25 protein-coding genes and 1 pseudogene are annotated in these 26,559 nt (G+C 60.1%); 18 read left to right on the forward strand and 8 right to left on the reverse strand.

Annotated elements, in window-relative coordinates; translation table 11 throughout:
• From DWV00_RS29595 to DWV00_RS29610, 4 genes are all read left to right on the forward strand, one after another.
• A partial coding sequence (locus tag DWV00_RS29595) for an ATP-binding protein (RefSeq protein WP_181885630.1) occupies positions 1-283 on the forward strand: 283 nt, incomplete at its 5' end.
• A gap of 289 nt (positions 284-572) precedes the next feature.
• A complete protein-coding gene (locus tag DWV00_RS29600) occupies positions 573-929 on the forward strand; it encodes a hypothetical protein (protein WP_115537177.1) in 357 nt (118 codons plus the stop codon).
• 57 nt (positions 930-986) lie between these two features.
• Complete coding sequence (locus tag DWV00_RS29605) at positions 987-1,229, forward strand: hypothetical protein (protein WP_147298001.1); 243 nt, start codon at positions 987-989, stop codon at positions 1,227-1,229.
• A gap of 192 nt (positions 1,230-1,421) precedes the next feature.
• Positions 1,422-1,835, forward strand: a complete 414-nt coding sequence (locus DWV00_RS29610) for a PH domain-containing protein (protein WP_115537179.1) — start codon at positions 1,422-1,424, stop codon at positions 1,833-1,835.
• A gap of 82 nt (positions 1,836-1,917) precedes the next feature.
• Here DWV00_RS29610 and DWV00_RS29615 read toward each other — a convergent pair whose 3' ends face one another.
• Positions 1,918-2,526, reverse strand: coding sequence for a DUF6988 family protein (locus DWV00_RS29615; RefSeq protein WP_115537180.1), 609 nt, complete (start codon positions 2,524-2,526; stop codon positions 1,918-1,920).
• Positions 2,527-2,631: 105 nt separating this feature from the next.
• Positions 2,632-2,802 carry a hypothetical protein gene (locus DWV00_RS34225; RefSeq protein ID WP_181885631.1) on the reverse strand — a complete coding sequence of 57 codons (171 nt, stop codon included), beginning with the start codon at positions 2,800-2,802 and terminating at the stop codon, positions 2,632-2,634.
• Positions 2,803-5,067: 2,265 nt separating this feature from the next.
• On the opposite strand from DWV00_RS34225, the gene DWV00_RS29620 reads away from it, so the two are divergent.
• On the forward strand, positions 5,068-5,466 hold the full coding sequence (locus DWV00_RS29620) for an SOS response-associated peptidase family protein (RefSeq protein WP_115537181.1): 399 nt from the start codon (positions 5,068-5,070) through the stop codon (positions 5,464-5,466).
• 89 nt (positions 5,467-5,555) lie between these two features.
• A complete protein-coding gene (locus tag DWV00_RS29625) occupies positions 5,556-6,032 on the forward strand; it encodes a hypothetical protein (RefSeq protein ID WP_147298002.1) in 477 nt (158 codons plus the stop codon).
• 52 nt (positions 6,033-6,084) lie between these two features.
• Here the strand turns inward: DWV00_RS29625 and DWV00_RS29630 are convergent, their stop codons facing one another.
• Complete coding sequence (locus tag DWV00_RS29630) at positions 6,085-6,363, reverse strand: hypothetical protein (RefSeq protein WP_115537183.1); 279 nt, start codon at positions 6,361-6,363, stop codon at positions 6,085-6,087.
• Between the two features lie 926 nt (positions 6,364-7,289).
• Here DWV00_RS29630 and DWV00_RS29640 point away from each other — a divergent pair.
• From DWV00_RS29640 to DWV00_RS29665, 6 genes are all read left to right on the forward strand, one after another.
• Positions 7,290-8,306, forward strand: a complete 1,017-nt coding sequence (locus DWV00_RS29640; protein WP_245965092.1) for a Rha family transcriptional regulator — start codon at positions 7,290-7,292, stop codon at positions 8,304-8,306.
• Between the two features lie 91 nt (positions 8,307-8,397).
• Positions 8,398-9,006: a hypothetical protein gene (locus tag DWV00_RS29645; RefSeq protein WP_115537186.1), complete on the forward strand. Its 609-nt coding sequence runs from the start codon at positions 8,398-8,400 to the stop codon at positions 9,004-9,006.
• Between the two features lie 220 nt (positions 9,007-9,226).
• Complete coding sequence (locus DWV00_RS29650) at positions 9,227-9,985, forward strand: hypothetical protein (protein ID WP_115537187.1); 759 nt, start codon at positions 9,227-9,229, stop codon at positions 9,983-9,985.
• 548 nt (positions 9,986-10,533) lie between these two features.
• Entirely contained in the window at positions 10,534-11,052 is a 519-nt protein-coding gene (locus DWV00_RS29655) for a hypothetical protein (RefSeq protein WP_245965087.1), read from the forward strand.
• 2 nt (positions 11,053-11,054) lie between these two features.
• Complete coding sequence (locus tag DWV00_RS29660; protein ID WP_115537189.1) at positions 11,055-11,363, forward strand: hypothetical protein; 309 nt, start codon at positions 11,055-11,057, stop codon at positions 11,361-11,363.
• Positions 11,364-11,904: 541 nt separating this feature from the next.
• Entirely contained in the window at positions 11,905-12,813 is a 909-nt protein-coding gene (locus DWV00_RS29665; protein ID WP_147298003.1) for a hypothetical protein, read from the forward strand.
• A 449-nt stretch (positions 12,814-13,262) separates the two neighbouring features.
• Here the strand turns inward: DWV00_RS29665 and DWV00_RS29670 are convergent, their stop codons facing one another.
• On the reverse strand, positions 13,263-13,802 hold the full coding sequence (locus tag DWV00_RS29670; RefSeq protein ID WP_115537191.1) for a KilA-N domain-containing protein: 540 nt from the start codon (positions 13,800-13,802) through the stop codon (positions 13,263-13,265).
• Between the two features lie 358 nt (positions 13,803-14,160).
• Between DWV00_RS29670 and DWV00_RS29675 the strand changes: the two genes are divergently transcribed.
• Positions 14,161-15,633, forward strand: a complete 1,473-nt coding sequence (locus tag DWV00_RS29675; protein WP_115537192.1) for a caspase family protein — start codon at positions 14,161-14,163, stop codon at positions 15,631-15,633.
• Positions 15,634-15,779: 146 nt separating this feature from the next.
• Here DWV00_RS29675 and DWV00_RS29680 read toward each other — a convergent pair whose 3' ends face one another.
• Positions 15,780-17,429 (reverse strand): recombinase family protein, encoded by a 1,650-nt coding sequence (locus tag DWV00_RS29680; RefSeq protein ID WP_115537193.1) that lies wholly within the window; start codon positions 17,427-17,429, stop codon positions 15,780-15,782.
• Between the two features lie 15 nt (positions 17,430-17,444).
• Here DWV00_RS29680 and rimO point away from each other — a divergent pair, with 15 nt between their 5' ends.
• The 3 genes and pseudogenes from rimO (at position 17,445) to DWV00_RS29695 (ending at position 20,709) form a co-directional block, all read left to right on the forward strand.
• Positions 17,445-18,830, forward strand: a complete 1,386-nt coding sequence (gene rimO, locus DWV00_RS29685) for a 30S ribosomal protein S12 methylthiotransferase RimO (RefSeq protein ID WP_115537194.1) — start codon at positions 17,445-17,447, stop codon at positions 18,828-18,830.
• A gap of 347 nt (positions 18,831-19,177) precedes the next feature.
• A pseudogene (locus DWV00_RS35150) lies at positions 19,178-19,501 on the forward strand (hypothetical protein); the annotation flags it as partial.
• 20 nt (positions 19,502-19,521) lie between these two features.
• The gene (locus tag DWV00_RS29695) at positions 19,522-20,709 is read left to right on the forward strand and encodes a cystathionine beta-lyase (RefSeq protein ID WP_115537195.1); all 1,188 of its coding nucleotides are present in this window, start codon (positions 19,522-19,524) and stop codon (positions 20,707-20,709) included.
• 3 nt (positions 20,710-20,712) lie between these two features.
• Here the strand turns inward: DWV00_RS29695 and serB are convergent, their stop codons facing one another.
• Positions 20,713-21,552, reverse strand: a complete 840-nt coding sequence (gene serB / locus DWV00_RS29700; RefSeq protein WP_115537196.1) for a phosphoserine phosphatase SerB — start codon at positions 21,550-21,552, stop codon at positions 20,713-20,715.
• 242 nt (positions 21,553-21,794) lie between these two features.
• Between serB and DWV00_RS29705 the strand changes: the two genes are divergently transcribed.
• Complete coding sequence (locus tag DWV00_RS29705; RefSeq protein WP_115537278.1) at positions 21,795-22,355, forward strand: DUF6013 family protein; 561 nt, start codon at positions 21,795-21,797, stop codon at positions 22,353-22,355.
• Positions 22,356-22,388: 33 nt separating this feature from the next.
• Here DWV00_RS29705 and DWV00_RS29710 read toward each other — a convergent pair whose 3' ends face one another.
• Positions 22,389-23,198: an ABC transporter permease gene (locus DWV00_RS29710; RefSeq protein ID WP_115537197.1), complete on the reverse strand. Its 810-nt coding sequence runs from the start codon at positions 23,196-23,198 to the stop codon at positions 22,389-22,391.
• Positions 23,195-23,887 carry an ATP-binding cassette domain-containing protein gene (locus tag DWV00_RS29715; protein ID WP_115537198.1) on the reverse strand — a complete coding sequence of 231 codons (693 nt, stop codon included), beginning with the start codon at positions 23,885-23,887 and terminating at the stop codon, positions 23,195-23,197. The genes DWV00_RS29710 and DWV00_RS29715 overlap by 4 nt, the downstream gene beginning before the upstream one ends.
• A 271-nt stretch (positions 23,888-24,158) precedes the next feature.
• Here DWV00_RS29715 and DWV00_RS29725 point away from each other — a divergent pair, with 271 nt between their 5' ends.
• Positions 24,159-26,474 carry an AsmA family protein gene (locus DWV00_RS29725; RefSeq protein WP_115537200.1) on the forward strand — a complete coding sequence of 772 codons (2,316 nt, stop codon included), beginning with the start codon at positions 24,159-24,161 and terminating at the stop codon, positions 26,472-26,474.
• Positions 26,475-26,559 lie beyond the last annotated feature (85 nt).

The following is a 26,559-nucleotide window of genomic DNA, read 5'->3' on the forward strand; positions in this document are numbered from 1 at the left end:
ATTGCTGATCATCGATGACTTCGGACTCAAGCCGCTACGTCCGCCCGCCGACGAGGATCTGCATGAACTGATCGCCGAGCGTTATGAGGCGGCGTCCACCATCGTCACGAGCAACCTCGATCTGACCGAATGGGATCAAGCGTTTCCGTCTAACCGTTTGCTCGCCTCGGCCACGCTCGACCGGCTGCGCCATAACGCTTATTGCCTGGTGCTCGACGGTCACTCCTATCGAAGCCCGCGGCTCCTTCCGGAGCATCACTTGAACCTTGCAAACGCCACCTAAACGGCACATTCTTGAACTGCAAAGATGCTCGTTTCTACCCACTTCTACTGGCGTCTATATGCCGGAAATACCCGGCTCCTTTATGCCGGAAGGTGACAGGCGCTGAAGAAGGGGTCCGCTCCTCTCGGCTCTGCCGTTGCCTCCATCGCGGAGGCGCAGCAATGAATCGGGTCGACTTTGAAATCGAATTGACCAAGGTGCCGCGCATTGTGGCTCGCACACTGTCGTCGGGGCATCGCGCCGGCGACGGTCAGCGAGCGGCACGTACGCCGTTTAGAGGGGGCTGCGCTTGGAGCAGAAAGCAGTGACGAACGAAGTGACGATTTCGCTGACTGAGGCGCTCGCCGCGAACGGCGTGCCGCTGACGGCCGCGGCTGCGCACCGCGTGCTCGAAGGCGCGGGCATGCTTGAGGGAGCCTGGCGCGTGAGCTCAAAGGCCGACCGTGAGCCTGTGCGTTATCGCATAGCTACCGCGCTCGGGCACGCCAACGGCATCGTCAACGAGCCGAACGAAGTGCGCCGGGCCGACCCGATCATCGTGCGCTTCGTGCCGAGCAAGTTCGCGGCGCTTTGGTCGCCCCCGCGCGTGCAGGACGCACTTCACTGGCTGATTCGTGAGCAAGAAATCGCCTACCGCAAGTCGTGAAGTGAGAGCGACAACATGCGGCAACGTCGCCGCATTCAATTCTCGATGGAGTTTTCTATGCCCGATCAAGTAACCGCGCTCGATGCAACCGACTGGTATCAGCATCGCCACTTCGCCGAACTGCATGTCGGCCGCCGAGACACGAGCCTGACGGCTGCTGAATTCGGCGAGTTCATGCGCTGGCGGGACCTGCTGCGCGTGTTGCCGACGATGCCGAATTTCCCCTCGGGATACACGTCGTTGCCGGCACCTGATGGCTCGTTGGCGGCTTTGATCGACGTCTCGCTGGCCGTCGCCTGAGTGGCGCATGGTCCGCATAGGCCTCGCAGGTGTTCGGGTGTGCCGCTGGCAGTGGCGGGCGGTGCCCCCGCGCAGCGATGCAGGCGTGCGGCAGTCTTCGATTTCGAAAGTAAATGATGTAACATCGTTGGCTGAATCGAAGCGCAACATAATTCGATCGAAAACTCGACCAACTGACTAACGGGGTAGCAAATGGCAGGTTACGTAGAGCGCAATCTCATTCCGGGTGAGGAAGTCACCTATCAAGCGAAATTGAGCTTGTGGCACATGTCGCCGCAGATCATCATCGGAATTCTGACTTCATGGTTCGTTGTTGGCCTGGTTATCTTGCTAGCTGTTTTCATCCGCTACAAGTCAACCGAGCTGGCCATTACCAACAAGCGTGTAATCGCGAAGTTCGGTTTTATCCGCCGGAAGACCATCGAGCTTAATCTTAAGAAGGTCGAAAGCATGCGCGTTGACCAGGGCATTATCGGCCGTATTTTCAATTTCGGGTCGGTCGTGGTAGCGGGCGCCGGAAATCCGCAAGCGCCGATTCCGGGCATTTCCGCGCCGATGGAATTCCGTAAACGCTTTTTCGAGCTGCAGGAAACGGTCGGCGCGTAGGCAAAGCCGAAGGCCCGCGATCGGCACGCGCGGGCCGCAGTCGGCAACCGCCAAATGAACAGGCAGCAGTCCAAACTGAGAATCAGCCGTTCGGGTCGAGCCTTGCAAGCATTTCGTGGAGACGCCCCGATAAATGTTGAGTCTGTTTATCTAGCAGCGCCTCTCGTGCAGTCGCTGACATGACGCCAATGATGTCCACAAAATGCAGCGCCTCGATCATCTGCCCTTCGCTGTAGTTCGGGCCAATCTCGCCCTGTCGAATCCAGCGTGACATATGGCGGGGGCCGCCATGCGCGTAATCGCTTAGGGTAGTATGGTGGGTTCTAAGCACTTCAAAAAGAGCGCCGTGCTCCGCGCCCTTTCGCTTGAGGGCCTGCAGTGTTGATTCCACCTTGGGATCGTATTGACCCGCAAAGAAACGCTCAATCTTCTCGTCAGTTGCAATCTCATAGGCCCATAGCGTGCGGATGTGAGCTTCAAGAATCGCTCGCGTCAACGTCATAGCACCCGCGTTTGCGCCTTGCCCGACCAGCAGCAGGAACGCCGCGCGGTGTTCCAAACAGAGCGCAGCGAAAGCGAGAGCGATCAGTCGCCTGCGATCGGCATGTACCTGCCCCTCTTCGCTGAGTGCGTCGTGAAACCAGTCTGATAGTGCAATGGATCGGGCGAATTCTTCCTCAAGGCGAGTCATGACGTCTACTGGTCTCCTTTGCGCGATTAACAAGTTGCTTGCGGTCCATTGTGCCGTTCGAAGGGCTTGTCCGCACGCCCACGACTGCAATAATCACATGCCCGCCTACTGAGGTTTCGATAGTGCCTCGACTGCTGTTATGGCCAATGGGCTCTGCGTGGCTTCGAGTGCGGCCCCGATCCACAGCACGGGCCAGTTCGACGAGCCGTCGAAGCCCATGAAATTCCACAGCATCTCGCCTGCGGCGTTCCAGCCGTTGAAGCGCGCGGGCTGCATCTCGTCTTGCCATTCCTGGCCCGGTTCCCATTCATCTCGATCTTCGGCGTCGGGATCGACCTCGGGGATGACTTAGTAGAAGGCACCGGGGATCAGTTGCTTGTCGGTGGCTATGCTCGCTCTCCGTTGACGGCTCATAGGTCGTCAGGGTAGCCGTCGCGGTGGCGTTGCGGGAGAGGGTGGCCGCGCGGGCAGTCGTTGACCGTCGTGCCGTCGGACACTGACCGACGTGCTGGTGGCGGCTGATCGTCGGGAAGCGGGCACCGCATGGCCTGATCGACTTGCCGCACTCGATCTGCTCCCGCCCCTCAGCTAGTTTCTGTGAACGTCACCGGCGTGCGTCAAAGCGGCCGGACGCTGCGCGGTCGACGTATCTGGCGGGCGCAGACTCGCGTTCACTCCCGTTCATGCTCACGAAGAATCAGGCCATACATTTTCGATGAACTGGTTGTTGATCCAAGAGCGATTCTCTGTGTGTCGAGGCCAGATGTTATGTCAAAAGCGGCGCGATACCAGGGGCAGGTTCGCTATCTCGGAGCTGCAGAGATACTTGGAGGACCTGGGGGGGTGCACCAGCAGAGGCTGTTGTACCATCCCGCCGCATCACATGCGGACTGACGGCAAAGCGGCTTTGCGCCATTGCTACAGGTGATACGACAACCAGGATCCGTGGGATTTCGTAACCCTGCTGTCAGACACGGACCACCGTTATAGGGCGGTGCTACGCAGCTCACGGTTTTTGCCGGTTGTGTATGGGAGGCAACTCCCGTTGGTCCGACGATGGTAACCACAGCGCGCATGGAACCTTGATTGTCCCCAACATTATCGTCGTTGGGAGCAAATCCAAGGTTGCCTGATTTGCCAGTAAACGAGACTGTGTAATCGTACGTTTTTGTCGATGGATTCGGCTTGCTTGACGATCTATCGCTTTCGAGAACAACTTTCGATGGATGACCATTAAGAAGGATGACTACTGCGCCTTCGTTCGCGCCGGGAAGCGGATACTTCTTGGAAGTACTCCCCCAACTCATGTTGTTACAGATCCATCCTCCTTCGCCATCGCAGCGACGGTTGTTTGCCCGTACGCCTTGCCCAGCGGCGCCTGATGTTCGCCGGAAGTTCGTGCCCCATACATCCCATACACCTGAGAACTGGATTGTGACCTTATCTTGGGGCGTGATGTATGTATGGGTGTCAGTCGCTGGATCTCGCGCCGCGATGTTAATTGTGAACACCGAATCAGCGCGGCATGCCAATGGCGTAAGTGTCTGGAATACGAGCATCACCGCCACCGTCACTGGGGCCAGACTTTTGACGTGTTCGCACAATGCGGTAGATTTAGCGATACCAAACGCCGCTCTCGATTCGATGGTCATTTTTTCTTCCCTGACACGGCTGCAGAGCAGTGCGTCAATGCGACCGCAATGATCTCAATCCGAATTTGTGCATTGCCCGCCAGGGACGAACTCCGGAAAACCCCCGCAATCGGCCGCTGCTTTCTGGCACATGTCCTGATCAAAGTCATTGAAGCACGTGCGGACTGTGTTCTTTGTGATGTAGCAGCAACCTGTTATGTCCGGTTTCGCGCTCCTCGACTCCGAAACACGTATCCGCTCGGCCGCTGCGTATATTTCGCGACGAACCGCTTCGTCGATATTCCGCTCCCTATTCACAAGCTGTCTCCGTTCCTTTAATACCTCTATTTGCATGAGCTAAAACTTGTGTACAATAATGTGCTTTAGATGCGGTCGGGATGTTGCGTTTGATCGCTTGAGACGGCGCTCGCCTCCCGCCAGATTGCGACAGGAGTAGCCCGACATTTGGATGTCTTCATCATAGGAAATTGATACTTGATTTGCAAGGACTCGCTCTGCGCGAGGAGATCATTTCGTTCTATATCCGATAGTGTCCTCTATCATATAGATCTGCCATAAAAACGGCGATTACAGTGCTGGCCGTGATGACACGGGGCCGCCTTCTACCGAAGCGCACGAGCAGATCGCCTCAAATGAAAATCATCATCGACTCAGCCTTGCATCTCATTTTTCGAATCAACTCGCCGTCGCTTTGCAAAATGGCGGCTCGTCGCTCGTCAGCAGACGTTTGCCAATAGAGTGCGAAGACCCTTCGTGGCCGAACTCCGCCGGACCGCCCCATGCTCGATATCGACACACATGGGCATCTGACGGACATGTTCCGGTGTTGCCATTTAGGCGTCCACGTGATGGATATCTCCATACAGTGGGCCTTGGACGCTACGCGTCCATGGCATCTACCTTACCGGTAGAGTGCGTCGGGTTCTACGAGCCGAACTACGAGAGCGGGAATGCCGTGCGCTGGCGCATCAGCATGGCCGACGGCCAGCCGTTTGCGATCGCGGGGCTATGGCGCGCGTGGAACGAACCGGAGGGCACCGCGCTGTCGTTCACAATGCTCACGGTCAGCGCGGATCAGCATCCGCTTATGAGTCGTTTCCACAGGCCGGGCGACGAGAAGCGATGCGTCATCGTCCTGTCGCCCGCGCAGTACGGCGAATGGCTTAAGTGTCAAGATTCGGAGCGCGCTCGGACGTTCTTCGGCGTGCCTCACGCCGACGAGATGACTGCTGTTGCTGATCCGTTGCCGCCGCGGGGAAAGGCTGCGGTCGCGCCGAGTCCCGTCTAACACGATAGCGCCCAGCACCTGTCATTGATCACAGTTGCGCGGCCATGCGGACAGGGTAGGGTGTCGGCACCAATCTAAAGGAGACCAACATGCCAGCACTCAACGATGCGGAAATGGGCGCCACGCGGCGAATCGCCGTTTCCGCTGTAGCCCTCTCGACGGTAGCCGATACCTTCAGGCTGACTTTGGCCGATGTAACCCGGGAAGCCGCTGGTAAACTGATTGACGTCGTTCCGTCGAACACTGGTGCTCTACGGAATTTCGGACTTGAAACTGCACTCGGGCAAGTCGAAGCTCTCTTTGATCACGCATTCAAAGACGAGCAACTGGTCGGCCGCTATCGATTTTTCATGGTGGAGAAAACGGCGACTGGCGATGTTGAAGCGCGTGAGTTTTGGGCGGTTCTTTTCGATGCAAACTACAATGCGACGTGGGACCCAGAAGCGAATTACGGCTGGACCTTCATGCCTGGCAGCTACGACACGCCCGCTATGATGGGGCGATTTGCGTTGGCGCTGCTCGCGAAGATTCAAGCGCGGATCAAGAAGTACGACACCAAGTTCTAGGGAATCGCGCCGGTGCCCACGGAGCCGACTTCGCGTCATTCCATCATCGCAGTCACCCAGCTACGCAAGAGAACGTCAGATCGGCTTCCTGCGGCGTCCACCCGCGGACGCCGTGCGTCTGCATGTCGACCTGGTGCATCTGCTTGCCTTGCTGCCGGCAGTATTCGTCGGCGCGCTTCAAGCTCGACGCTTTGATTTCTCCCCAGGGTGTCATCCCGCCGCGTACCTGCGTCGTCACGGTGTAGTTGCCGTCGCCGGCCGGCGTGACGTCTGAGATCGTCGTGCATCCGGCGACGACGGATACAGCCGCGGCTATGTATAGCGCTCGCATATAGGTTCCCCGTTGTCTGTTTGCGCCATGGTAACAGCCGGCATTTTGACGCCGGCATATCGTCACGCCATCAACGCATGCTTGAACCGTCACCGCTCGGTCGCCGGCGTGCGATCACCTTCGCGAGCTATCCGACGTCGATCCGCGGCCGAGGAAGGCGCGAAGAGGCCTGCAAGAATTAGTCGGCTCCTATTGACATGAAGGGGGACGGCGGGCGCTCTCGTGGCACTTCCTCGATGGGCGAAATCCGTTGTGTGTTAACGCACGGTTCCGAAACGGACCAATGAAACTCTGCAGGCAAAACTACTTGCAGTACAAGGGACATGTGGGAGTCCTATCGATAAGTCGGGCCAATCCAAAAATACAATGCCACGGTCGATATGTGAAATCGGTCTCGCACTTTCCATTCGAGTACTTCGTGAATCGATGGTTTTTGTGCCGGGAAAGCCTTGTTGAGTGGGGATTGCGGCGATTTCGAGGCTCACGCGATACTTCGGCCAACGCTAGAGGCGGAGATTAACGAAGTGAGCACAACAATGGTAGGAATCACGGCTCTGTCGCGCCGGCTTGGCTTGGGGCCGAAGGCGATTCGCCGGCTGGAACAGATCGGATGCTTTGCGGCTCACGTGCCGCTGGCTCCGGGGCAAACGGAATGGCGGTATCGGCTCGTCGACGTGGATGCGTGGCTTTTGCGAGCGACTGATGGGCGGCTAACGGTGTTGGACGACGTTGCTCCAGCGCTGGCGGGATGAAGTAGGAAGGGCAACTTCGCAAGTGGCCCCGCTGCGCGCGAACGCATACGTGGCCGGATTCCACCCGGATGCATGTGACCGCTTGCGTCACATCGTCCAGACGAACGGATCAAGATTTTGGTGAACGATGGGAGTGCCCACGGTAACGTGGTGAGGATGGATCGCGGGGACTTGATGAAGCCGCTTCAGTCGCGCACAGACGAATTGGTTCGCGTCCGTGACGGCGAGGCCGTGACTGACAGCGTAGCTATCCATCGCGAGTTCGGGCGTCGTCATGGAAACATTCTGGCCTCCCTTGACGAACTGATCAGTGACGGCACTCTCAGCCAGCTTGATTTCAAGCCGGCTGAATATCGAGATGAGCAGGGAAAGCCTCGCCGCATGATCGAACTGACTGAGCGCGGCGCATTGATCGCAATGCCGTTCATTGGCGGCCGCAAGTCGAAGGACGGCCAAGTGCGCCTGGTAAGCGCCTTCCTGCTGATGCGTGAGCACCTTCGTGCGCTCGAAAAGCATAAGACCGCGGCCACTGAGCCGAAGCCAGAGCTGGCGGTGCGCGATACGCGCGTCGCGGATCTTCATCTGAATGTCGCCGCTCTTGACATCGCGAAGGCGCGGTTCAACTACGACCATGACCTCTACGTAGAGAAGATGGGCACGATTTTCAGGGAGCAGGGCATTTCGACCGCCGCTCTTCCGCGCCCGACCACGACACTCGCTGGTAAGGCGTCCGCCACGCACATGCTCGGTATGCGCGGAAGCAGCTTGAGCGCGAAGCGGTTCTTCGAGCTGTGCAAAGAGGCCGGCATCGTCGTCCAGGCCCAGCGCCCGAGCATGAAGGAAGGCCCCGACGGCCGGCGTTCAAAGGTGCTGCGCAACTTCTGGCGTTTCACGCCAGTCGGGGAGCAGTACGGATTCGATGAACCGGTGCCGCGCACGGGCGGCATCGAGACGCATTGCGTGTTCTACGAGGACCGCTTCGCAGACGTTATGCGTGCCATCGCGCCGGCCTACAAACGGTTGCTCAAAAGCGGATACAGGCCGCGCTGGCCCGTCGAAGACAATCCGAAACACGCCGACGCGTACATGGACGCGTTCGAGCGCCGCCGTCGCGAGCAGGAGGAGCGTAACGCAGCTCGGCGTGAGCGTGACGCGTGCGAGGCAGTGGAGTTCGAGAACGCCATGCGTTAATTGCCGCAAGTGCGCCGTTCATCGCGTGAAATCTTCGCTAAGGCATAGCGGTTGATGCACATCGAATCTGTTTCAGTACAAAGGAAATCTGATGACCAAGGACAAGCTGACTAGCGCTATCAAGAGCATCATTGCCGGGACCAAGATGGCCGCAGAGCAGGCGCGAATCGACAATGACGATGTACGTCGGCGGTTGTGCAGCCCTCACGAAGAGAGCGGCGCGAGCGCGCTTCTGTTGACGACTGCGATGAGCATCGCGGAAGAGCAATCGAAGCGAGTTCAAGCCTTCCTTGAACCACTCTGCTTGTTTTTGCCGATGTTCGACCTCGTATCAACGCTGCAAGAACGGATCGAGTTGCTCGGCATCCACGAAGACTGGCACGACGAGTTGAACGACCAATCGGGCTGCTTGTGGATGGTCGCAAGTGGGATGGAGGTATGCAAAGGAGCATCTCCTCGGCTCGGCGCGGCCCACGCTTGTATGTGGGAGTGGCTTGCTGATCATCGCGATTTGCTCCAGCGCGACAAAGTCGATCTCGCGAAGCAGTTCCCGTATGGCGTTACGCTGTGGGGAACCACTACTTGGGGCGTGGGCGAAGCAGGGAAACTAGTGCGCGAGTGGCGCCCCTTCGACCTGATCACCGAGTGGGAGTGGGAGGACAAGATGGCGGCCGAACACGACTCAGGCAACTCCGTCTAGGGCACTGGCAGCGCCGCGAGATTGCAGAAACTCACCCATCCCGGCGTCTCGCCCTAAGTTCCCGGTGCGCGCGCACCATTTTCACGACCTTGGCATTTTTACTAAGTCCGCGGCGCGCCGAGCGGATCGCGGCGGCGTGTACATGCGTGGATCTATGTGTACAGCCTGTGTGTACATCTATCGTCGTGACGCAACGATGGGTTATCAAACAGGAGCGGACATGGTCGCAAAGATTACCCCCGAGCAATGGGCAGCCGCCCGAAAGCGGTACGAAACCGAAGAGAAGGTCGGATACGGCCAAATCGCGAATGCTCTTGATTGTTCACGCAATCTGGTTGTCCGAAAGGCCAAGGAAGAACGTTGGCAAAAGTGCCTCGACGTGGCGCCGACGGCGAATCGTCATGCTGCCGTCAGTGATCCCAATGTTACAGAAAGTGCTGTACGTGGCGAGGCCCGGAGCGCCGACGTGTACACAAAGCCGGAAATGAATCGCCCCGAGTCTCCTGCGCGGGCTTCCTCTGCCACTCTTGCTGTTGAGCGTCCGGTGTTCGCGAACCATGCGGACGAACTGGCTTGGATCGAGCAACAGGTTGCCGAGCGGCAGAAGCTGCTGATGCAGAGGCACGAGAAGGAAATGACTGCGCTGCGCACTGCCATGTACGACGCACTGAAGAAGGTCAACCAGAAGGGGATCGGCGAGGCGGCCCGCGGCGCGGAGACGATTTCTCGCGCGATGGATCGAGCACACAAGATGGAAATGGAACACGAAGCAAACCGGACGCGGATCGAATTGGGCGCCTACTATGGCTCGCCCGGGCCTCGGCCGTGCGTCATCGTTGTCCATCAGCGTGAGGGCGTCCAGTTCCGCGGGGATAATGACTCTGAATCGATCGATGCACGCGTGCGTGCTATCCGTCTCGCGGAGGCCCGTCGGCTCGTCGCCGAGGCTGATGCAGAAGCCATTGAACCGCGCGATTGAGGGGCGCTTCCGCGCAGCGAGAGGGCGAGCCGAGCTACTAGGCTTGGCGATGGGCAAACCATGAAAGGAGTGTGCGGGAGATGGTAGGCGGCACGAGTCGCTTCAGGTAGCGGCGAGCACGTTGGAGACGCCGAATGCTTCCCCGTCGACGAGCTGTGAAGGGGCGCACAACCTGGGCGCTGGGGGCACACGTCGACGCCTGGTTTTGAGCGGGGCATACAGATTTGTCTCGCACGAGAGATGTTACGATGGCTCCCGATTCCCTCACACATGGAGGAGCTTGATCGATGGCCTCGATCAAAATCGACTTGGGCTTCGGTGAACAAGCCGTTCTGTCCGAGCGGTCCGCCTCAGCGATACCGACGGCGACGCAGCAGCGGGACGCCGAAGCATTCTTGCGGCGCTGGCCGCGGACACGCTCTATCGATCGAGAGCGCGGTTATCTCCAACAACTCGGACTTCACACGGGATACAACCCGCCCGGCGTAAATCCGAGCGATACGAGCGCATTGCTTCGATCGGCGGTGAAAAGCGGTAAGGTAATGGTCATGCTTGAGCGCGCCACGGCGGGATTCGGAGGGGGAGGCGGCACTCCTCAGTCGGCTGCCCGTAGCGGCGCGATAGAGTCCTCCCGCCAGTCGTTTGCGGAAATGGCCGGCGGTGGCAGCGGTGCGGCTGCAATGTTGAACGACGCCGCGTCGGCTCCCAAGTCGTACTCTTGGCTGCAACGCTACGACGACGTTAGCGCGGACGACTTGATCAACTACATCCAGAGCGTTGTGGGTAGTCCTCAGAGCGAGGCTGCTGCGCCCGATGCCGATCCGTCGTCGTCGCCGCTCGGCGATGCGCAAGCGTTTGAGTACGGCGACGGATCCCCGCTTGAGAAGGTGCAGGATGTCGCCGCGCGCGGCGTCAGCGAAGAAGATGAGGCGGAATGCCATGCGACGTACGAGCTAGACATGGAGCAGTGTGATTTCGCGAAAGCGATGTACGGCGGCGATCTGCGCACCTATTCACTCTGTACGTCCCGTGCTTTCGAAAACTATCAAGCTTGCAGAGGGTATTGAAAGTGAAAAAGCCACCACGTGCCACCATCGTCTTCTACGATGAGGAGACGGAGCAGGTCAAGATGTGCACCGTCTTCCGTAAAGACGTGCAAGCGGTGATCGACCGGGAAATGGCTCGCTCGGGCGGGATGACGATTCCCCCGGATGCGGAGCCGAACGAAGCGCGCCCGATTACGGATGAGGATGCGCGCAAGCTCGGGGGCATAGCCATACTGATGCAGGCCGGCGTTCATCCTGAACTGAGGGGGCGGCTTCAATTTACCACCGCCGAGCCTGTCAACTGGACGCCAAATCGCCCTCCTGGTGAGTGATTGGAATATGGGCGTGCAAGCTGCCCGATTTTCGGATAGTTTTGTGCAAGCGCCGCCAGGTAAAACTCCGTGCTTGGCAATTCAAGCCACTTAGCAGATCCGGCGGCCTTCGAGTGTACATACTGTAAGCGGGTCGTCTTTACCGTCCCGAGGGTGTGGAGCAATATCATCCGAGTAAACCTCACCACAACGATTCACTAAGCCCCGTAAGCGAAATGACGGGTATCGTCGATGGCAAGTGAGTCGCTTTGACTTTCCCACGTTCAAAACGGGTCGGACATACAATTTTCATTTTTTTAATGTAAGCTGATTGAGGGGAATAAGGCGAACATCTCTAATTCAGAAAAGATAGGGGATCACAATGGGCGTGACGAAAGAAGTCTTGGAACGGATGACCGCGCAAGGGGCAGCACGGGTGGCACGAGGCGCTCTCCATCCAGCTGTTCGGTCGACGCCCATTGTGCGACCGGCACAGCCTGTCGCAATGGGGACACAACGGCTAATACACCCGACCGCGGCGAGATCGTCAAGTGGTTCTTCCGTGTCAAGCAGCACGGATAAAAAGATTGAAGCTCAGAGCAGGCAACTCATAAAATCATCTGCAGAGTCGGCCGCGAGATTAAAATTACATTCCGAGGCGCTATCCGGCGCCAGCTTTAAAGAAATCGGCAACGGTACCTTGCAAAAGCGTTCATTCCTTCACCAGGGCATATTGAATGAGGGAATCAGAGCTACTGGCGTATCGCCAATGATGGAACATGTAACTGGGCGGCTTCAACTGTCTGATGCGATCTGGCCCGTGGGACTTCAGCAGGCGGGCACGCTGGAGTCGTCTCGCGGGAGCGCTAAAAAAGGATTGCTCGTCAACCCCGAACCGTTCCTGGACGTAGTGAGCAACTTCGCCGAGCCGTTGGTGCAGGTCTTCTCCAATCGACCGCCTCCTCAATGGCAGGGTGCTTTGGGTGGGGGAGTCACCTCCTTTGCTTATCCATCATTCAACACTATCTGGCATGGTATATTAGTTCACATTAACTACGATATGGTGAACGCATTCCAGTTACGCCTTGCTCAGCAAGATCCTCAGGTTTCGCCAGCAGACTGGAGGTTTGGGTGGTGCACTGTCGTTGGTTCAGGCGAACAGACCAGCCAGATCATCCTTCAAATCAATGGTCCTACTAGCTGGACTGCCACTGCCCCTTTACTCGGCACACCGCTCGGTTCTCCGGTAAGATTGATCCGGGACAAACCGTTCATCAACTATGCCAATGCTGAAAATATAGATCTTAGGGAACACTTGGTGTCCCAAGGCGTGGACTTGTTGAAAGCGCCGTCAGATGAACAGACAGAGGCGGTTCTCGGTATTGTTCGTGAGCGGCACCTCGGTGACGAGTGGTTGGCGGCATATTACGAAAAAGAAACAGAGTTTCGGAATAATGCCAAGCAGGTCTGACTGGCAATCCCGACGTATTCGAAACCGCTGCGACCGGTGCGCCGATCGCCGTTAGTAACACATTGATCAGGCCCCTATTTTGCATAAAACAGCGGCTTTTTCATGATTCAGTTCGGGCGAATCAGCAAGCGGCGTGCTACGCCAAGACGGTCATCAATGTGTCCACGGCGGTACGCAGTACGCAATCCCCGGGTCTTTGGTCTTGCGCGATTATCGACGGCGCACGGGTTGCTTGTGAGCCGCGCGAAGCCGCAAGTGCTATGCTTGGTTAGCCTTGCAAAGGGAGCCCCTTGGGCCGGGTGCGGTGCTCGCCCGGCCGTACATAGCTCGATCCTTTCCGGGATGTTCTCACCTTCGCGTGTCGCCTACTTTGTCCGGCAGCACGCGAGAAGGCCATCATGCACGAATACGCTGCATGATAGTCGGTGGTGTTCAAAACTCGTGGGCGCCTAGGTTTCGAGCACCATAACAACCCCTGCACGAATTCGAGCGGTTTCGTGCGCGATGATTGATACAAAGGACAAGTCTTCAAGGTGTTGACGCTGGCAGGACATGGCGACCATGCGACTCCTTAGGTTTAGGCTGCGTCCGGGGTGACTGCAGCGCGTTCGATTGTTGCCATCAGGCGGCCGCTTCAAGTGAATTCGCTGCTGACATGCCGGCGATAACGCTGCTAACTGGCGATGCCATGTCTCGCCAGTCACTACGGCGTCAAACGAGCGGATTGTCTTGAGGTGGAACGCCGTGCTGATCCACATTGCGTAGGCGTAGACCAGCTCTCTCGCGACGAACGTCCCAAGCCCTTGTTTTGACTGGATAGACGGAATTCCGTCTATTTCAATTTCCTTGCAGAGATCCTTTGTTTTTTGATTCGCGAGCCAGTACGTCGGGCGATGCTTGTCCATACCACCACCAGCGCGGTGCAGGTCGTTGACGGAATAGCGACCGTTCTCGTCGCGGCGGATTGCGTTGTCACGCGCGCGCGTCATCGATCGCGAGCGGAGACCTAGGCCGTAGTGGACCTGTCGCCAGCCCAGTAAGCGGCGATCGTAGCGAGCGCGCAGGATTGGGCAAACGCTCAAACAGTAGGGCGCCCGGAAAAAGGTAAGCGCTTGACCATTTATCTTCCGTTGGAAAGCGCTCGGCCGAAACGGACGTCAGCCGCGTGACGAAAATGAAAGCGGATGCCGTCGCAAAGGTTGATCCCGATCTATCAAAGCAAGTAGCGCACGGAAAGGAGCGATTCTGCGTGGCGCTTCGTGGGGCCGCGATGTGCCCGAGAGAGCGTAAGGATGTATATTTGCGCGACGGTGTCAATTTCATACGCGCAACTAGGGGGCCAAATATATGACCAAGAATCTCGCCGTACTTGTCGGTGTGACGGACTATGTTGAAGAGAAGCTCAAACTTCCGGCTTGCGTGAACGATGTTTCCATCATGCAAGAGTTGCTACGCGGCGCCGGGAAGTTCGATGATGTGATCAATATTCCCTCTGATGACGCACAAACAATGAAGGCGCGAATAGCAGATACCATTGGGAGATTTCAGCAAGAGGATATTGGTGAATTATTCTTTTATTTCACAGGACACGGTGAATTTGTCGACGAAGATTTTCGGTTTATGTTCCGCGACTACTCCCGTGAGCGTCCGGCACAGACTACGCTGGAAAATAGTGAGCTTGATCGATTACTGAGAAGTCTCTCGCCAGCCTTGACTGTCAAGGTTGTTGACGCTTGTTATTCGGGAATTCCTTACGTTAAGGATGGAGCTTCGCAGATCGAAGCCATGATGGCGGAAACTCAAAGCGTTTTTGCGAAGTGCTATTTTTATTTCAGCTCGCAAAGTGATCAGCGCTCCTGGGCGACGGAAACAATTAGCGATTTTACCCGCGCATTCGTCCAGACGATAGCCTGTTCCACCCTGGAATCGATCCGATACAAGGATGTGATGGATGGCGTGTCGGACGCTTTTTTGAGCACGCCCCGTCAGAAGCCTCTCTTTGTGATGCAGGGCGACTACACAGAGGTATTTGGTAATTTCGCAGAAGAAGTCCGTCAACGCTTAGGCAAACGGTTAGTTAATTTTGAGGCCACTCAGATTGAGCAGCCCCCCACTGCGATTGTTATGAAATCGAGTCTTGCTGAAGTCGCTCGCAGTCAGGCTGTCGATTATGTCACAGTGGAGACCGCAATTGCGGCCCTGAACGATTTGAAAAGCGAACTTGATCGTACGGTTCTTAATTCCGAACTAGGCCAACTCTTCACTATGGAGAAGGAATACTTCGATAAATTCGATGCGGTGCCATCGCAGGAGGCATTGGGCGAGTGGTTGGCGAAAAATGATGAGGATTTCTTCGCGGTGCCAGTGCTTACGACAGAGACATATGAAGTAGATCACCCAATGAACAACATTCTTGGCCTCATTGGGCAGGACGCAAAGAAGACCACGCGGACGCGAAAAGTTATAAGTGGAGTTAGAACGAAAGTGTCAAAACTGCCATTTCAAGCGTTTAGGATAACCCTTGTTCCGTCGCTTCCGAATTTAACTCAGTATTGCGGATGGCTAACATTCTTGGTGTCGAAGCGAACGTTGCAGACCTTTTACCGCTTCATTGAATATTCCGAAGAGACCTGGGGGGCCTATCGATATTCGAAGGGAACCGAGTGGACGTCGGCTGACTTCAGCCTCGCTAGATTTGACGGTGGGGCAGGGGTGGTGGACGCATTCATGCCCGAACTGCAAAGCTATGTCGAGGCAGCGGTCGCCGCGCGTCTCGGAGTCGATGCGGTTGGAGACGGCTCAACTGAGGAACACCAGTAACAAGGTCGGAAGCTGCAGGCGGGAGGCTGAACTAGGCAATGATGCCTGAAACAAGGTGTTTGCCGGCGTGGCATTTCCACATCGGCAGCAGTGCTTCTTCCTGAATGCGGCCGAGGCGCGTTGTTAGTGCGCTGTTGACGGCGCAATCACGTAGCGCTATCAGGGATTGGCAACGAGTCAGGCAGGTCTACGTCAGCCGAAGCGGTCCACGAGCCGGTGCGCCGGTCAACACTTAGCATCCGCGTGTTGCCGTGCTTCGAAAGGAGCAAGATTCCGATGCTTTTGTGGTCTTCTTCCGCTGGCATGAAGCCGCGGTGATAAATGACAATTTTGCTAAATGTGTCGACGACGAGTTGCCGAGCCTTCATTCGTGCGTCGTAGTCTAGCGAATCTACGCCCTCGACAAGTTCTGCCCAAGCCTGCGCGATGGCAGGCGTTGCCGCGCTCGACACGGCAAGTTCATGCTCCAACCGATCTATTGCCTCCCGCTCGACCTTGAGACGCTCCTCCAGTTCACGCGCTTTGCGAACAAATGCGGCCGGCGCGGCATCCGCCTCCGCAAACAGAGCGTCAGTAATCCGTTCGATCTGGCGCTCGGTTTCTGCCGCTTGGCTCCTCGCTTGCGCCAGACGTGCAGCGTACGCGCTAGCTCCGCGATCCCCCTCAACCAATCGGCTGAGATTCATCTGGTCGGAGCAGTAAGTCATAAGTGCCCGCTCAATTGGCACAACGCTACAACTTCCCCCAACGGGGCAACCTTCATTGTGGGAATATCCTACGCAGATTAGGCGTCTATGGCCGTCTTGCGGCCGGCCGTCCTCTTTTCGTTTTCGGTTCATCAGGTTTTGCCCGACGATCGCGGTGCCGCAGTAGCCGCAGCGTGTGATCCCGAGCCCCGTAACAATGCCCGGGATTTCGCCTTTTCCCTTACGTTGGCCGCGTTGATCAGCCAGATATTGCAGTTCGGCGAATTCATCAGTCGATAGGAGAGCAGGGTAGTAGCCTTCAAGCCGATATTCTTCGCCGTCTACGGCGAGCGTCTTCTCCCCAAGCAGCGCACGGTTGCGAATGATTTTGTAAATCTGCTTAGTGCTATTCCCTGCGTCGCTCATGGTGAGCCCGCGGTTAGTCAGTTCTCGCACCGTTCGGACTGCGCCGTGCCCCTGCTTGAACATGTCGATCATGAGCCGCACTGCTGTGGCTCGATCTGGGGAAAGTTCGAAGCGGCCATCGACGAGGTGCGTCCAGTGCGGATCCTTGCCATTGCGCACGACCCCGCGCCACGTGCCCGCAACCCAGCCTTGGCATTGCCGCCGAATCGCGGCCTTTACTCGCTTGCTTTTGGTGTCGGATTCTTCGTGAGCCCGGATCATGGTCAGCAGGCTATAGACGAGCCCCATCGGGTCTTGCTTAAGGGTGTCGCGCGAGTACTCTCTGCCGTCTGCCGCTGTTATGACCCTAATTCCTGCGCCGATGATCGCGGCCAGTTGCCCCTGCGCGAAAATTGGCTCGGCCCGACTTAGGCGATCGAGTCCCTCTACTACGAGCACCGATCCGGGAGGGACCGCACCCTCCTCGACGGCGCGCAGAAACACGCCGAGGGCTCCTTGCGTGACATGCTTCTGGTGATAGGCGGATAGGCCTTCGTCTCGCAGGGAGAGCGTTTCGTCAAGCCGCATCTCGTGTTCTGCTGCCCATCTCCGGGCGTATTCGGTCTGACGGTCGGCACTGCTCCCCGCTGCCTGTTTTGGGTCCGAGAACCGTAAATAGCTGTAAACTCTCGACTTTGCTGTCATTTTCCAAAGCACCTCATGTCCAAGCCGCAAAGCGTTACTAAGTCAGACTCCCCGCGTATAGGTATAGTATCTCTCGGGTGCCCCAAGGCGCTCGTCGATTCCGAGCAGATCATCACGCAGTTGCGCGCCGAGGGCTACGAGATCTCGGGCACGTACGACGGTGCCGATCTGGTTGTCGTCAACACTTGCGGCTTCATCGACGAAGCCGTGCAGGAGAGCCTTGACGCGATCGGCGAAGCGCTGACCGAAAACGGCAAGGTCATCGTCACGGGCTGTCTGGGCGCGAAGAAAAGCGCGAGCGGCGAGGGCCTCATCGAAGAGGTGCACCCGAAGGTGCTCGCGGTCACGGGGCCGCACGCCGTCGGTGAAGTGATGCAGGCCGTGCATAACCACCTGCCGAAGCCGCACGATCCGTTCACCGATCTCGTGCCGCCGGCCGGCATCAAGCTCACGCCGCGCCACTACGCCTATCTGAAGATTTCAGAAGGCTGCAATCACCGCTGCACGTTTTGCATCATCCCGTCGATGCGCGGGGATCTCGTTTCCCGGCCCGTCGCCGAAGTCATGCTCGAGGCGGAGAATCTGTTCAAGTCCGGCGTCAAGGAATTGCTCGTCATCTCGCAAGACACGAGTGCCTACGGCGTCGACGTCAAATACCGCACGGGTTTCTGGAACGGCCGGCCGCTCAAGACGCGCATGACCGACCTCGTGAGCGCGCTCGGCGAACTCGCGGCCCAATACGGCGCCTGGGTCCGGCTGCACTACGTCTATCCGTACCCGCACGTCGACGAAATCATTCCGATGATGGCCGAAGGCCCGCTCAAGGGCCACGTGCTGCCGTATCTCGATGTACCGTTCCAGCACGCCGATCCCGAGGTGCTCAAGCGCATGAAGCGGCCGGCCAATGCCGAGCGCACGCTCGAGCGCGTGGCGGCCTGGCGCCGCATGTGTCCCGATCTCACGATCCGCAGCACGTTCATCGCCGGCTTCCCGGGCGAGACCGAAGCGCAATTCGAAACGCTGCTCGAATTCATTCGGGCGGCGGAACTCGATCGCGTCGGTTGTTTTGCCTACTCGCCTGTCGAAGGCGCCGGCGCGAACGAACTCGACGGCGCGTTGCCCGACGAGGTGCGCGAGGAGCGTCGCGCGCGCTTCATGGAAGTCGCGGAGGAGGTCTCCTCGCGGCGATTGAAGCACAAGGTCGGCAAGACGCTCAAAGTGCTCGTCGACGAAGTCAACGCCGACGGCGGGATCGGCCGCACGGCGGCCGACGCGCCCGAGATCGACGGCGTGGTGTATGTCGCGCCGGCGACGAAAGCGTCGAAGCGCTACAAGGCCGGCGATTTCGTGTCCGTCAGGATCACGGGTGCCGATGGGCACGATCTGTGGGGAGAGGTCTGAGGCTGGAGGCGGTGAGGGTGAGGTTAGATCGACGAATGGGGCGTGTGCATCGCGTTGCCGCGCGAGGGCTTGCGGCGGTGCGATCCGCGGTGGTGGCCGTCGCGGCTGTCCTTTCGCTTCATCCGGCGTGGGCCCAGACGGCGACGCAGCCGGCCGCGGCCATCGCTCGGCAATCCGACGATGCGGCGGGACAGGTGGCGCAGCAACGCTCGGACGCGGCCGCCGCGATCGGGCAAGATGCGTCCGATGCCGCCGGCTCGGTGGCGCAGCGAGCCTCCGATGCGGCCGGTTCGATCGCTCGGCAATCCACCGACGCGGCTGATGCAACGGTCCCGCGTACACCGGCGCCGCTCGCGCCGAATCCCGAGTTCGCGAATTTTCCGCGTTACGCCGGCACGCTCGGCGCGCGGCACATCGTATTGCGTCTCGGGAAGAAGACCGACGATCCCACGGGCGTTCACGGCGAATACCAGTTCGCCGATACGGGCGAGGTCGTGCTCGTGGCCGGCGATCGTGAAGGCGACGTGCTCGAGATCGAAGACTCGGACGACGGGAGTACGATCTCGGGTAATTGGGTCGGGCGCTTCGCCGCCGACGGAACGCTCGCAGGCGACCGCATGAACCCCGACGATTCCGACCCGCAGCCGTTCGTTCTCCATCCGCTTGCCAGCCCCTCACCAACCCAGTGACCATGACCGATTCCGCTTCGTCCCGCGCTCGCCAGACCCGTATCGTCCATCCCGATCTCGATCTCGCTCCCGGCTTCGAATCGTTCGCGACGCCCGTGATGCGCGCGTCCACGGTGGTGTTTCCCAATTTGGCGTCCGTTCGCGACGCCGATTGGCGCAGCGACGCGCAATGGCGCTATGGCCTGCACGCGACGCCCACTTCCGCGGCGCTGACGCAGCGCCTTGCGCAACTCGAGGGTGGCAAGCACGCGCTCTTGCAGCCTTCCGGGCTATCCGCGATTTCGAACGTGTACTTCGGCATCGTGAAAGCGGACGACGACGTGCTGATTCCCGACAACGTCTATTCGCCGAATCGCGAGCACGGCGATTGGCTCGCGCACGACTTCGGCGTGTCGGTGCGGTACTACGATCCGATGATCGGAGCGGGAATCGCGGAGTTGATTCGGCCGAACACTCGCCTGATCTGGATCGAGGCACCGGGCTCGGTGACGATGGAGGTGCCCGACGTCCCTGCGATCGCGGCCGCCGCCCGCGCGCGCAAGGTGGTCACGGCGATCGACAACACGTATTCGGCCGGGCTCGCTTTTCGCCCGCTCGAGCATGGCGTCGACATCTCGGTGCAGGCGCTGACGAAGTACCAGTCGGGCGGCAGCGATGTGCTCATGGGCGCGACGATCACCAACGACGATGCGCTTCATCACGCGCTCAAGCTCGCGCGCATGCGGATGGGAATCGGCGTTTCGGTCGACGATTGCTCGCTCGTGCTGCGCAGCCTGCCGAGCATGAAGGCCCGCTTCGAAGCCCACGATCGCAGCGCGCTCGCGCTGGCCCACTGGCTCAAGGCGCGTCCCGAGATTTCGGCCGTGCTGCATCCCGCCTTGCCCGACTGCCCTGGACATGCCGAATTCATGCGCGACTTTTCAGGGGCGGGCGGGCTGTTCTCGGTCGTGTTCGACGAGCGCTACAGCGCGGCGCAAATCGATGCCTTCGTCGAAGCGCTCGAACTCTTTGCCATCGGCTGGAGCTGGGGCGGCGCGCATAGTCTGGCGATGCCCTACGACATCGCGTCGATGCGCTCCGCATCGCAGTGGCCGCACCGCGGTACGCTGGTGCGCTTTTACGTCGGGCTCGAGGAGGAGGCCGATCTGCGGGCCGACATCGAGCGGGCCATGCGAATTGCGTTTGGTTGAGGCTCAGAACAAGCGCAGCAGCCCGTCTAGACCGACGAAGTTGAACGCGACATTGGCCGCGGCCCGAACCACGGGTTTCGCCCGAAACGCGACCGATAGCCCGGCTTCGGCCATCATTTCCAGATCGTTGGAGCCGTCGCCCATCACGATCGTCTGCGACGTGGCGATGCCGAGTTTGGCGCAGGTCTCGCGCACGGTTCGCGCCTTGACGCTCGCGTTCACGATTTCGCCCACTACCTTGCCCGTCAGCTTTCCGTCGACGATTTCGAGCGTGTTGGCATAGGCGAAATCGAGCCCGAGTTGCGCCTTCAGCCGCTCGGTGAAGAACGTGAACCCACCCGAGACGAGCAGCGTGCGCAAGCCGGCTGCTTTGACCGCGGCGAGCATCGTCTCGGCGCCGGGCGAAAGCGTGAGCCGCTCGGCGAAGACGTGCTCGAGCGCGCTCGCGTCGAGCCCTTTGAGCAGTGCGACGCGCGCGGTCAGGCTTTCGTTGAAGTTCTTGATCTCGCCGCGCATCGACGCTTCCGTGATCGCCGATACCTCGGCCTTGAGCCCGCAAAAATCGGCGATTTCGTCGATGCACTCGATCGTGATCAACGTCGAATCCATGTCCATCGCCACAAGCCCGAACTCGCGCAGCGTGCGGCCGGCGGGCACGTAGGCATAATCGAGCGCGTGGGTCCCGCAGTAGGCGTCGATGTCGGGACGCTGCGCGGGATCGGCATTGTCGATACGCAGCGCGCAAGGATCGATCGAATGCATTTGCGTGCCGCGTGCGAGTGCGACGAGCGGCTTGACGTGGGCGGCCGCAAACGGCTCGGGGCTTTGTACGACGAGATTCATGGAGGATGCGCCAAGGAGTGCCGCCGGTCTCGGCGGCAGGACGGAAAATCCGGCTATTGTAGCCGGTCGAAACCCAGCCTTTGCTTGCAAGCCGATAACGACGCCGGGCGCAAGCGGGGCATCTCCGGACGGGCCGATACCGCAGCGGATGCAGTCTTTCTCTCGACTTGGGATTAGACTGACAATGCGTTATCGAACATTCGGCCTTGCGCTGCGAGGCACTGCGTCCGGTTAGCCAGGAGGTGAACATGAAGGTTCGTCTGAGACCTGTAGCCGTTTTGGTTTCCATTGCCGCATGCGCGGCCGGCGGTTTCGCCTTACTTGCACAGGCGGCGCCGCCGATCACCGTCACGTCGAAGACCCCGGCCGACGGCCCGATCAAGTACACGGTCAAGGTCGCATCGAAAACGTACGGCAACGCGCAGGACACGCGTACGATCCAGTCGGGACAAACCGACGACTACACCTGGAAGACAACGCCGCCCGGCGGCTCCGTCAGTGTGTCCGACCAATGTCCCGGCTATGGATCGTTGTCGCTCAATGCGAACGGTGCCGTGCAACGCGAAATGCGGATCCGGCTCGCGCCGACCGTCGCCGAGGACGGTACCGCGACCGTGCAGATGAGCGTGCTGGCGAGCACGCCGAACGGCGAGAAGGCCACGAAGGTGCACGGCAAGACGCTGCAATGTCCCAGCGTCGCGACGCTGAGCCAGGTGGTGCGCTTCACGATGCCGACGAGCGGCAGCGCGAAGACGGTCAGCCTCAGCGACGGCTCGCAGGTGACCATTTCGGCGCAGCGATAGCGCTCCCGCGCGTCGCGCGTCGGGCTGCCCGGGTCATCGCCGGGCCGTGCGTTCGACGAGCCGCGCCGCGAGGAATATGTGATCGGCGCTGAACAGGCGCCGATACGTGAGCAAGATCGCACCGACCGTCCCCAGCGCCGACGACGCGGCGATCAGGAACATGATGACGATCTGATAGCGCACGGCCTGCAGCGGCGATTGGCCGGCGAGCACTTGCCCGGTCATCATGCCCGGGAGGCTGACCACGCCGACGACGGCCATTTGATTGAGCGTCGGGATCATGCCGGCGCGCGCGGCTTGACGCGCCGGGCCGCGCGCGGCCTCCCAGCGCGTTGCACCGAGCGCGAGCGCCATTTCCACGCGGTCGCGCCGCGCCGTCAGTTCTTCCGTCATGCGCTCGATGGCGAGCGCGACTCCCGTGAGCGTGTTGCCGAGAATCATGCCCAGAATCGGAATCGCGTATTGCGGCTCGTACCAGGGATGAATCCGCATGACCGCGAACAGTCCCACGGCGGCGATGAGCCACGCGCTGATCCAGATCGATACGAGACTGTCGACGCGCTGCCCGGCATAGGTATGCGCGCCGCGGGCGGCACCGGCGAACCCGGCGATGATCGTCATCAGCACCATCAACGCGAGCACGACGTACCAGCGATCGACGGAGAATACCCAGCCGAGCACGTAGCCGACCAGCAGCAGCTGGACGACGGTGCGCACGGCGGCCAACGCAAGCTGGCGGCCGAGGCCAAGCGACAGGGCAATGGAAATCGCACCGTTGACGACGATCAGCAGCGCGGCGATCGCGACGTCGACGAGGCTCAAGTCGTGCAGAACCGGATTCACTCGATGACCTCCTTGTAGGCGGTCAGGCGGCCGGCATGCATCGTCATCCGACGTCCACCGATGCGCTCGACTTGCGCCGGATCGTGCGAGACCCAGAGCGAGGCCCTTGCCGAGCGATCGGCGTCGAACCAGTCAGCAACGAGTGTTTCGATCGCGCGCGTGGATTCCGGATCGAGCGAGGCGGTGGGCTCGTCGAGCAGCAGCACTTCGGGCGCGAGCTGCAGCACGCGGATCAGCGAAGCCACTTGCGCCTCTCCGCCGGAGAGATCGCCGGCTCGCTTGGCGAGGAAGTCCTGGCCTCTGCCGGCCGCTCTCGAGAGCTGCTCGGCGCGGTCGCGGTCGAAGCGTGCGTCGCGGTAGGCCTGCAGCGAGTAGGGGTAGCGCAAGTTGTCCTCGACCGTTCCATCGACGAGTGCGGGACGCTGGCGCACATAGGCGACGCTGCGCCGATAGCGCGGGATCGCGTGACGGTCGATGTCCCGCCCGTGCCAAAGGACATGTCCCGAATCGATCGGGTCGAGCAGCGCGAGCGCGCGCATGAACACGCTCTTGCCGGAACCCGAGGGGCCCGTGATCAGCACGCGCTCGCCCGCGGCCAGCGCGAAGTCGGCTGCGTCCAGGAGCGTCGTCGCCGTGCGCGCATCGCGCCTGACGAGCGCGCGGGCTTCGAGCAGGAAAGGGGCGGTCATCTGGCAGAATGTTTTCGAGAGTGCGATGAAGCGATGAAGCAGCGCGGCCGGGCCATCCTACTCGCGCTGAATCGAACACAGCATGAAAGCGCCCGCGGCGCGCTGTACGACTCGCCATGATAGGCGATCGCGGCGCGGCACGGCACGCGGCACGGCGATTGCTGGAAACGGGTACCGGCTGCCCGGCAAGCGACGCTGCGCTTGCCGCACGCCGTGGCGCCATGTCGCGCCGCGCAAAACGAATGAACGATCGAGACTCGAGACAAAACGCATGACGCAACCCGCCACCGTAGGTCGTACCGTCGGCAAGATCCTTGCATGGATCGTCGTCGTTCTGCTGGTGCTTTGCGCCGCACTCGCCATCTTCGTGGTGACGTTCGATTGGAATCGAGCGAGGCCCTGGGTCGACGACAAGGTATCGCAAGCCATCGGACGGCCGTTCGCGATCAACGGGGACTTGCGTGTCGGCTGGCAGCATCCGGCGGGCGAGCAGGGCTGGCGCGCGTGGGTGCCGTGGCCGCGCTTCTCCGCTTACGACATCACGATCGGCAATCCGCCCTGGACCCACTCGATGACGTTCGCCAGGCTCGACGAGATCAGCTTCGACGTCGAAGTGCTGCCGTTGCTCGCGCATGTCATCGCGATTCCGTCGATCGATCTCGTCAACCCGTCGATCGACCTCGAACGGCTCAAGGACGGGCGCGCGAACTGGACCTTCAATCTGCCGAAATCGAACGGCCCGTCTCGCTGGACGTTGCGCTTGGCGGATCTCAGCCTCGCGAAAGCCCATATCGCGTTGTCCGATGAGATCGAGCAAGCCGATTTCCACATCGACGTCGATACGCTCGGCCAGCCGTTGCCGATCGGCGAAGTCATGAAGCAGCAGGAGACCGCATCGCGCGGCTCGGCTGAGCACGTGATCGGCAAGCGCGGGGAGCAACGGCTCGAAGCGCAGGTGAAAACGGCATCGGGCGCGCAAGCGGCTTCGGCGGAAATCGCGGCCTCGAGCCCGGCGCCGTCGTCTGGGGCGTCCGCTGCGTCTGCTTCATCCGCCGCATCGGCGTCGTCGCAGGCGCAGGGCTCATCGGCCGCATCACCGGGGGCGTCCGCGTCCGCGGCGTCGAGCGCCAGCGCGGGAGGCCGTTCGTCGCTCGTCTATTCGCTCGCCTGGCAAGCGAAAGGCCGCTATCGCAAGGCCGATATCTCGGGCACCGGGAAGCTAGGGGGGATCTTGGCGCTGCGCGATGCAAGCCGTCCGTTTCCGATGCAGGCCGACGTGAAGATCGGCGACACGCGTATTGCGCTCGTCGGCACGCTGACCGACCCCATGCATTTGTCCTCGCTCGATTTGCGGCTTTGGCTGCAAGGCGAGGATCTCTCGCACTTGTATTCGATTCTCGGCGTGACGCTGCCGCAAACACCGCCTTACGCGACCGACGGACACCTCATCGGACACTTGCAGACCGGAGCAAGCGTCTTCACTTACAAGGACTTTACCGGCCGAGTCGGCGGCAGCGATCTGGAAGGGACGTTGACCTACCAAACGCGCCAGCCGCGGCCGTCGCTGACCGGGCATGTCTCGTCGAACCTGCTGCAGTTTTCCGACCTCGCGCCGGTCATCGGTGCCGACTCGAACGCAAACAAGGCCAAGCGAGGCGAGACCGTGAAGCAGCCGGCCGACCGCGCGTTGCCCGTGGAGCCGTTTCACACCGACCGCTGGAAGGCCATGGATGCCGACGTCACGTTCAAAGGCCGGCGCATCGTCAAGAATCCGGCGCTGCCGATCACGGACGTCGATACGCACGTGATCTTGAAAGACGGTGTGCTCTCGTTCGATCCTTTGAACTTCGGCGTGGCCGGCGGGACGCTGTCGTCGAATTTCTACCTCGACGGTTCGAAAGCGCCGCTGCAGGCGCGCATGAAGCTGGCGGCGCGTCACTTGAAGCTCAAGCAGCTGTTCCCTACGCAAAAGACGATGCAGTCGGCGCTGGGCGAGGTGAACGGCGACGCGAGCCTGTCGGCGACGGGCAACTCGCCGGCCGCGCTGGCGGGTACGCTCAACGGCGAGGCCAAGGTGCTGATCACGCAAGGCAAGGTGAGCCTGTTCATCATGGAGGCGGCGGGGCTGAACGTCGCGAACGTCGTCTACGAAAAGCTGTTCGGCACGCGCGACATCGACATCAACTGCATGGCGGCCGATTTCGCCGCGACCGACGGCGTGCTCGATACGCGTACGTTCGCGCTCGATACGACCGACGCGCTCATCGGCATGGACGGCAAGATCAATCTACGCGACGAGACGATGGATTTGACGATCCATCCGCACACCAAAGGGTTCCGCATCTTCACGCTGCGCTCGCCGTTGTATGTCAAGGGCACCTTCAAGCATCCCGATGTCGGCGTGAGCAAGACAGCCATCGCGCTGCGCGCCGGCGCCGCCATCGGCCTCGGACTGATCAACCCATTCGCTGCGCTGATTCCGCTGATCGCGCCGAGCAACGAGAAAGTGACGCCGTGCAGTTCGCTGATCGGCCAGATGCGCACGGCGCCGCATGCACCGCCGCCCGCGGCCCATCCGGCGCATTGACACCATTTTGCGTGGCGGGCTTCGGAGGCGGATGTAGCGGGTTTGCAGGCCGGCCGCGGGTGAGGTTGGCGAAAGCTTGCTAAAA

This window comes from Trinickia dinghuensis, assembly GCF_003367175.1.
In the GTDB taxonomy this organism is placed as follows: Bacteria; Pseudomonadota; Gammaproteobacteria; order Burkholderiales; family Burkholderiaceae; genus Trinickia; species Trinickia dinghuensis.

Bases quoted from the DNA above. Each gene is read 5' to 3' on its own strand.
- DWV00_RS29605 (WP_147298001.1), top strand. From the start codon at position 987: ATGCCCGATCAAGTAACCGCGCTCGATGCAACCGACTGGTATCAGCAT.
- DWV00_RS29610 (WP_115537179.1), top strand. From the start codon at position 1,422: ATGGCAGGTTACGTAGAGCGCAATCTCATTCCGGGTGAGGAAGTCACC.
- DWV00_RS29615 (WP_115537180.1), bottom strand. From the start codon at position 2,526: ATGACTCGCCTTGAGGAAGAATTCGCCCGATCCATTGCACTATCAGAC.
- DWV00_RS34225 (WP_181885631.1), bottom strand. From the start codon at position 2,802: ATGCAGCCCGCGCGCTTCAACGGCTGGAACGCCGCAGGCGAGATGCTG.
- DWV00_RS29620 (WP_115537181.1), top strand. From the start codon at position 5,068: ATGGCATCTACCTTACCGGTAGAGTGCGTCGGGTTCTACGAGCCGAAC.
- DWV00_RS29625 (WP_147298002.1), top strand. From the start codon at position 5,556: ATGCCAGCACTCAACGATGCGGAAATGGGCGCCACGCGGCGAATCGCC.
- DWV00_RS29630 (WP_115537183.1), bottom strand. From the start codon at position 6,363: ATGCGAGCGCTATACATAGCCGCGGCTGTATCCGTCGTCGCCGGATGC.
- DWV00_RS29640 (WP_245965092.1), top strand. From the start codon at position 7,290: ATGAAGCCGCTTCAGTCGCGCACAGACGAATTGGTTCGCGTCCGTGAC.
- DWV00_RS29645 (WP_115537186.1), top strand. From the start codon at position 8,398: ATGACCAAGGACAAGCTGACTAGCGCTATCAAGAGCATCATTGCCGGG.
- DWV00_RS29650 (WP_115537187.1), top strand. From the start codon at position 9,227: ATGGTCGCAAAGATTACCCCCGAGCAATGGGCAGCCGCCCGAAAGCGG.
- DWV00_RS29655 (WP_245965087.1), top strand. From the start codon at position 10,534: ATGCTTGAGCGCGCCACGGCGGGATTCGGAGGGGGAGGCGGCACTCCT.
- DWV00_RS29670 (WP_115537191.1), bottom strand. From the start codon at position 13,802: ATGACGCGCGCGCGTGACAACGCAATCCGCCGCGACGAGAACGGTCGC.
- DWV00_RS29675 (WP_115537192.1), top strand. From the start codon at position 14,161: ATGACCAAGAATCTCGCCGTACTTGTCGGTGTGACGGACTATGTTGAA.
- DWV00_RS29680 (WP_115537193.1), bottom strand. From the start codon at position 17,429: ATGACAGCAAAGTCGAGAGTTTACAGCTATTTACGGTTCTCGGACCCA.
- rimO (WP_115537194.1), top strand. From the start codon at position 17,445: ATGTCCAAGCCGCAAAGCGTTACTAAGTCAGACTCCCCGCGTATAGGT.
- DWV00_RS29695 (WP_115537195.1), top strand. From the start codon at position 19,522: ATGACCGATTCCGCTTCGTCCCGCGCTCGCCAGACCCGTATCGTCCAT.
- serB (WP_115537196.1), bottom strand. From the start codon at position 21,552: ATGAATCTCGTCGTACAAAGCCCCGAGCCGTTTGCGGCCGCCCACGTC.
- DWV00_RS29715 (WP_115537198.1), bottom strand. From the start codon at position 23,887: ATGACCGCCCCTTTCCTGCTCGAAGCCCGCGCGCTCGTCAGGCGCGAT.
- DWV00_RS29725 (WP_115537200.1), top strand. From the start codon at position 24,159: ATGACGCAACCCGCCACCGTAGGTCGTACCGTCGGCAAGATCCTTGCA.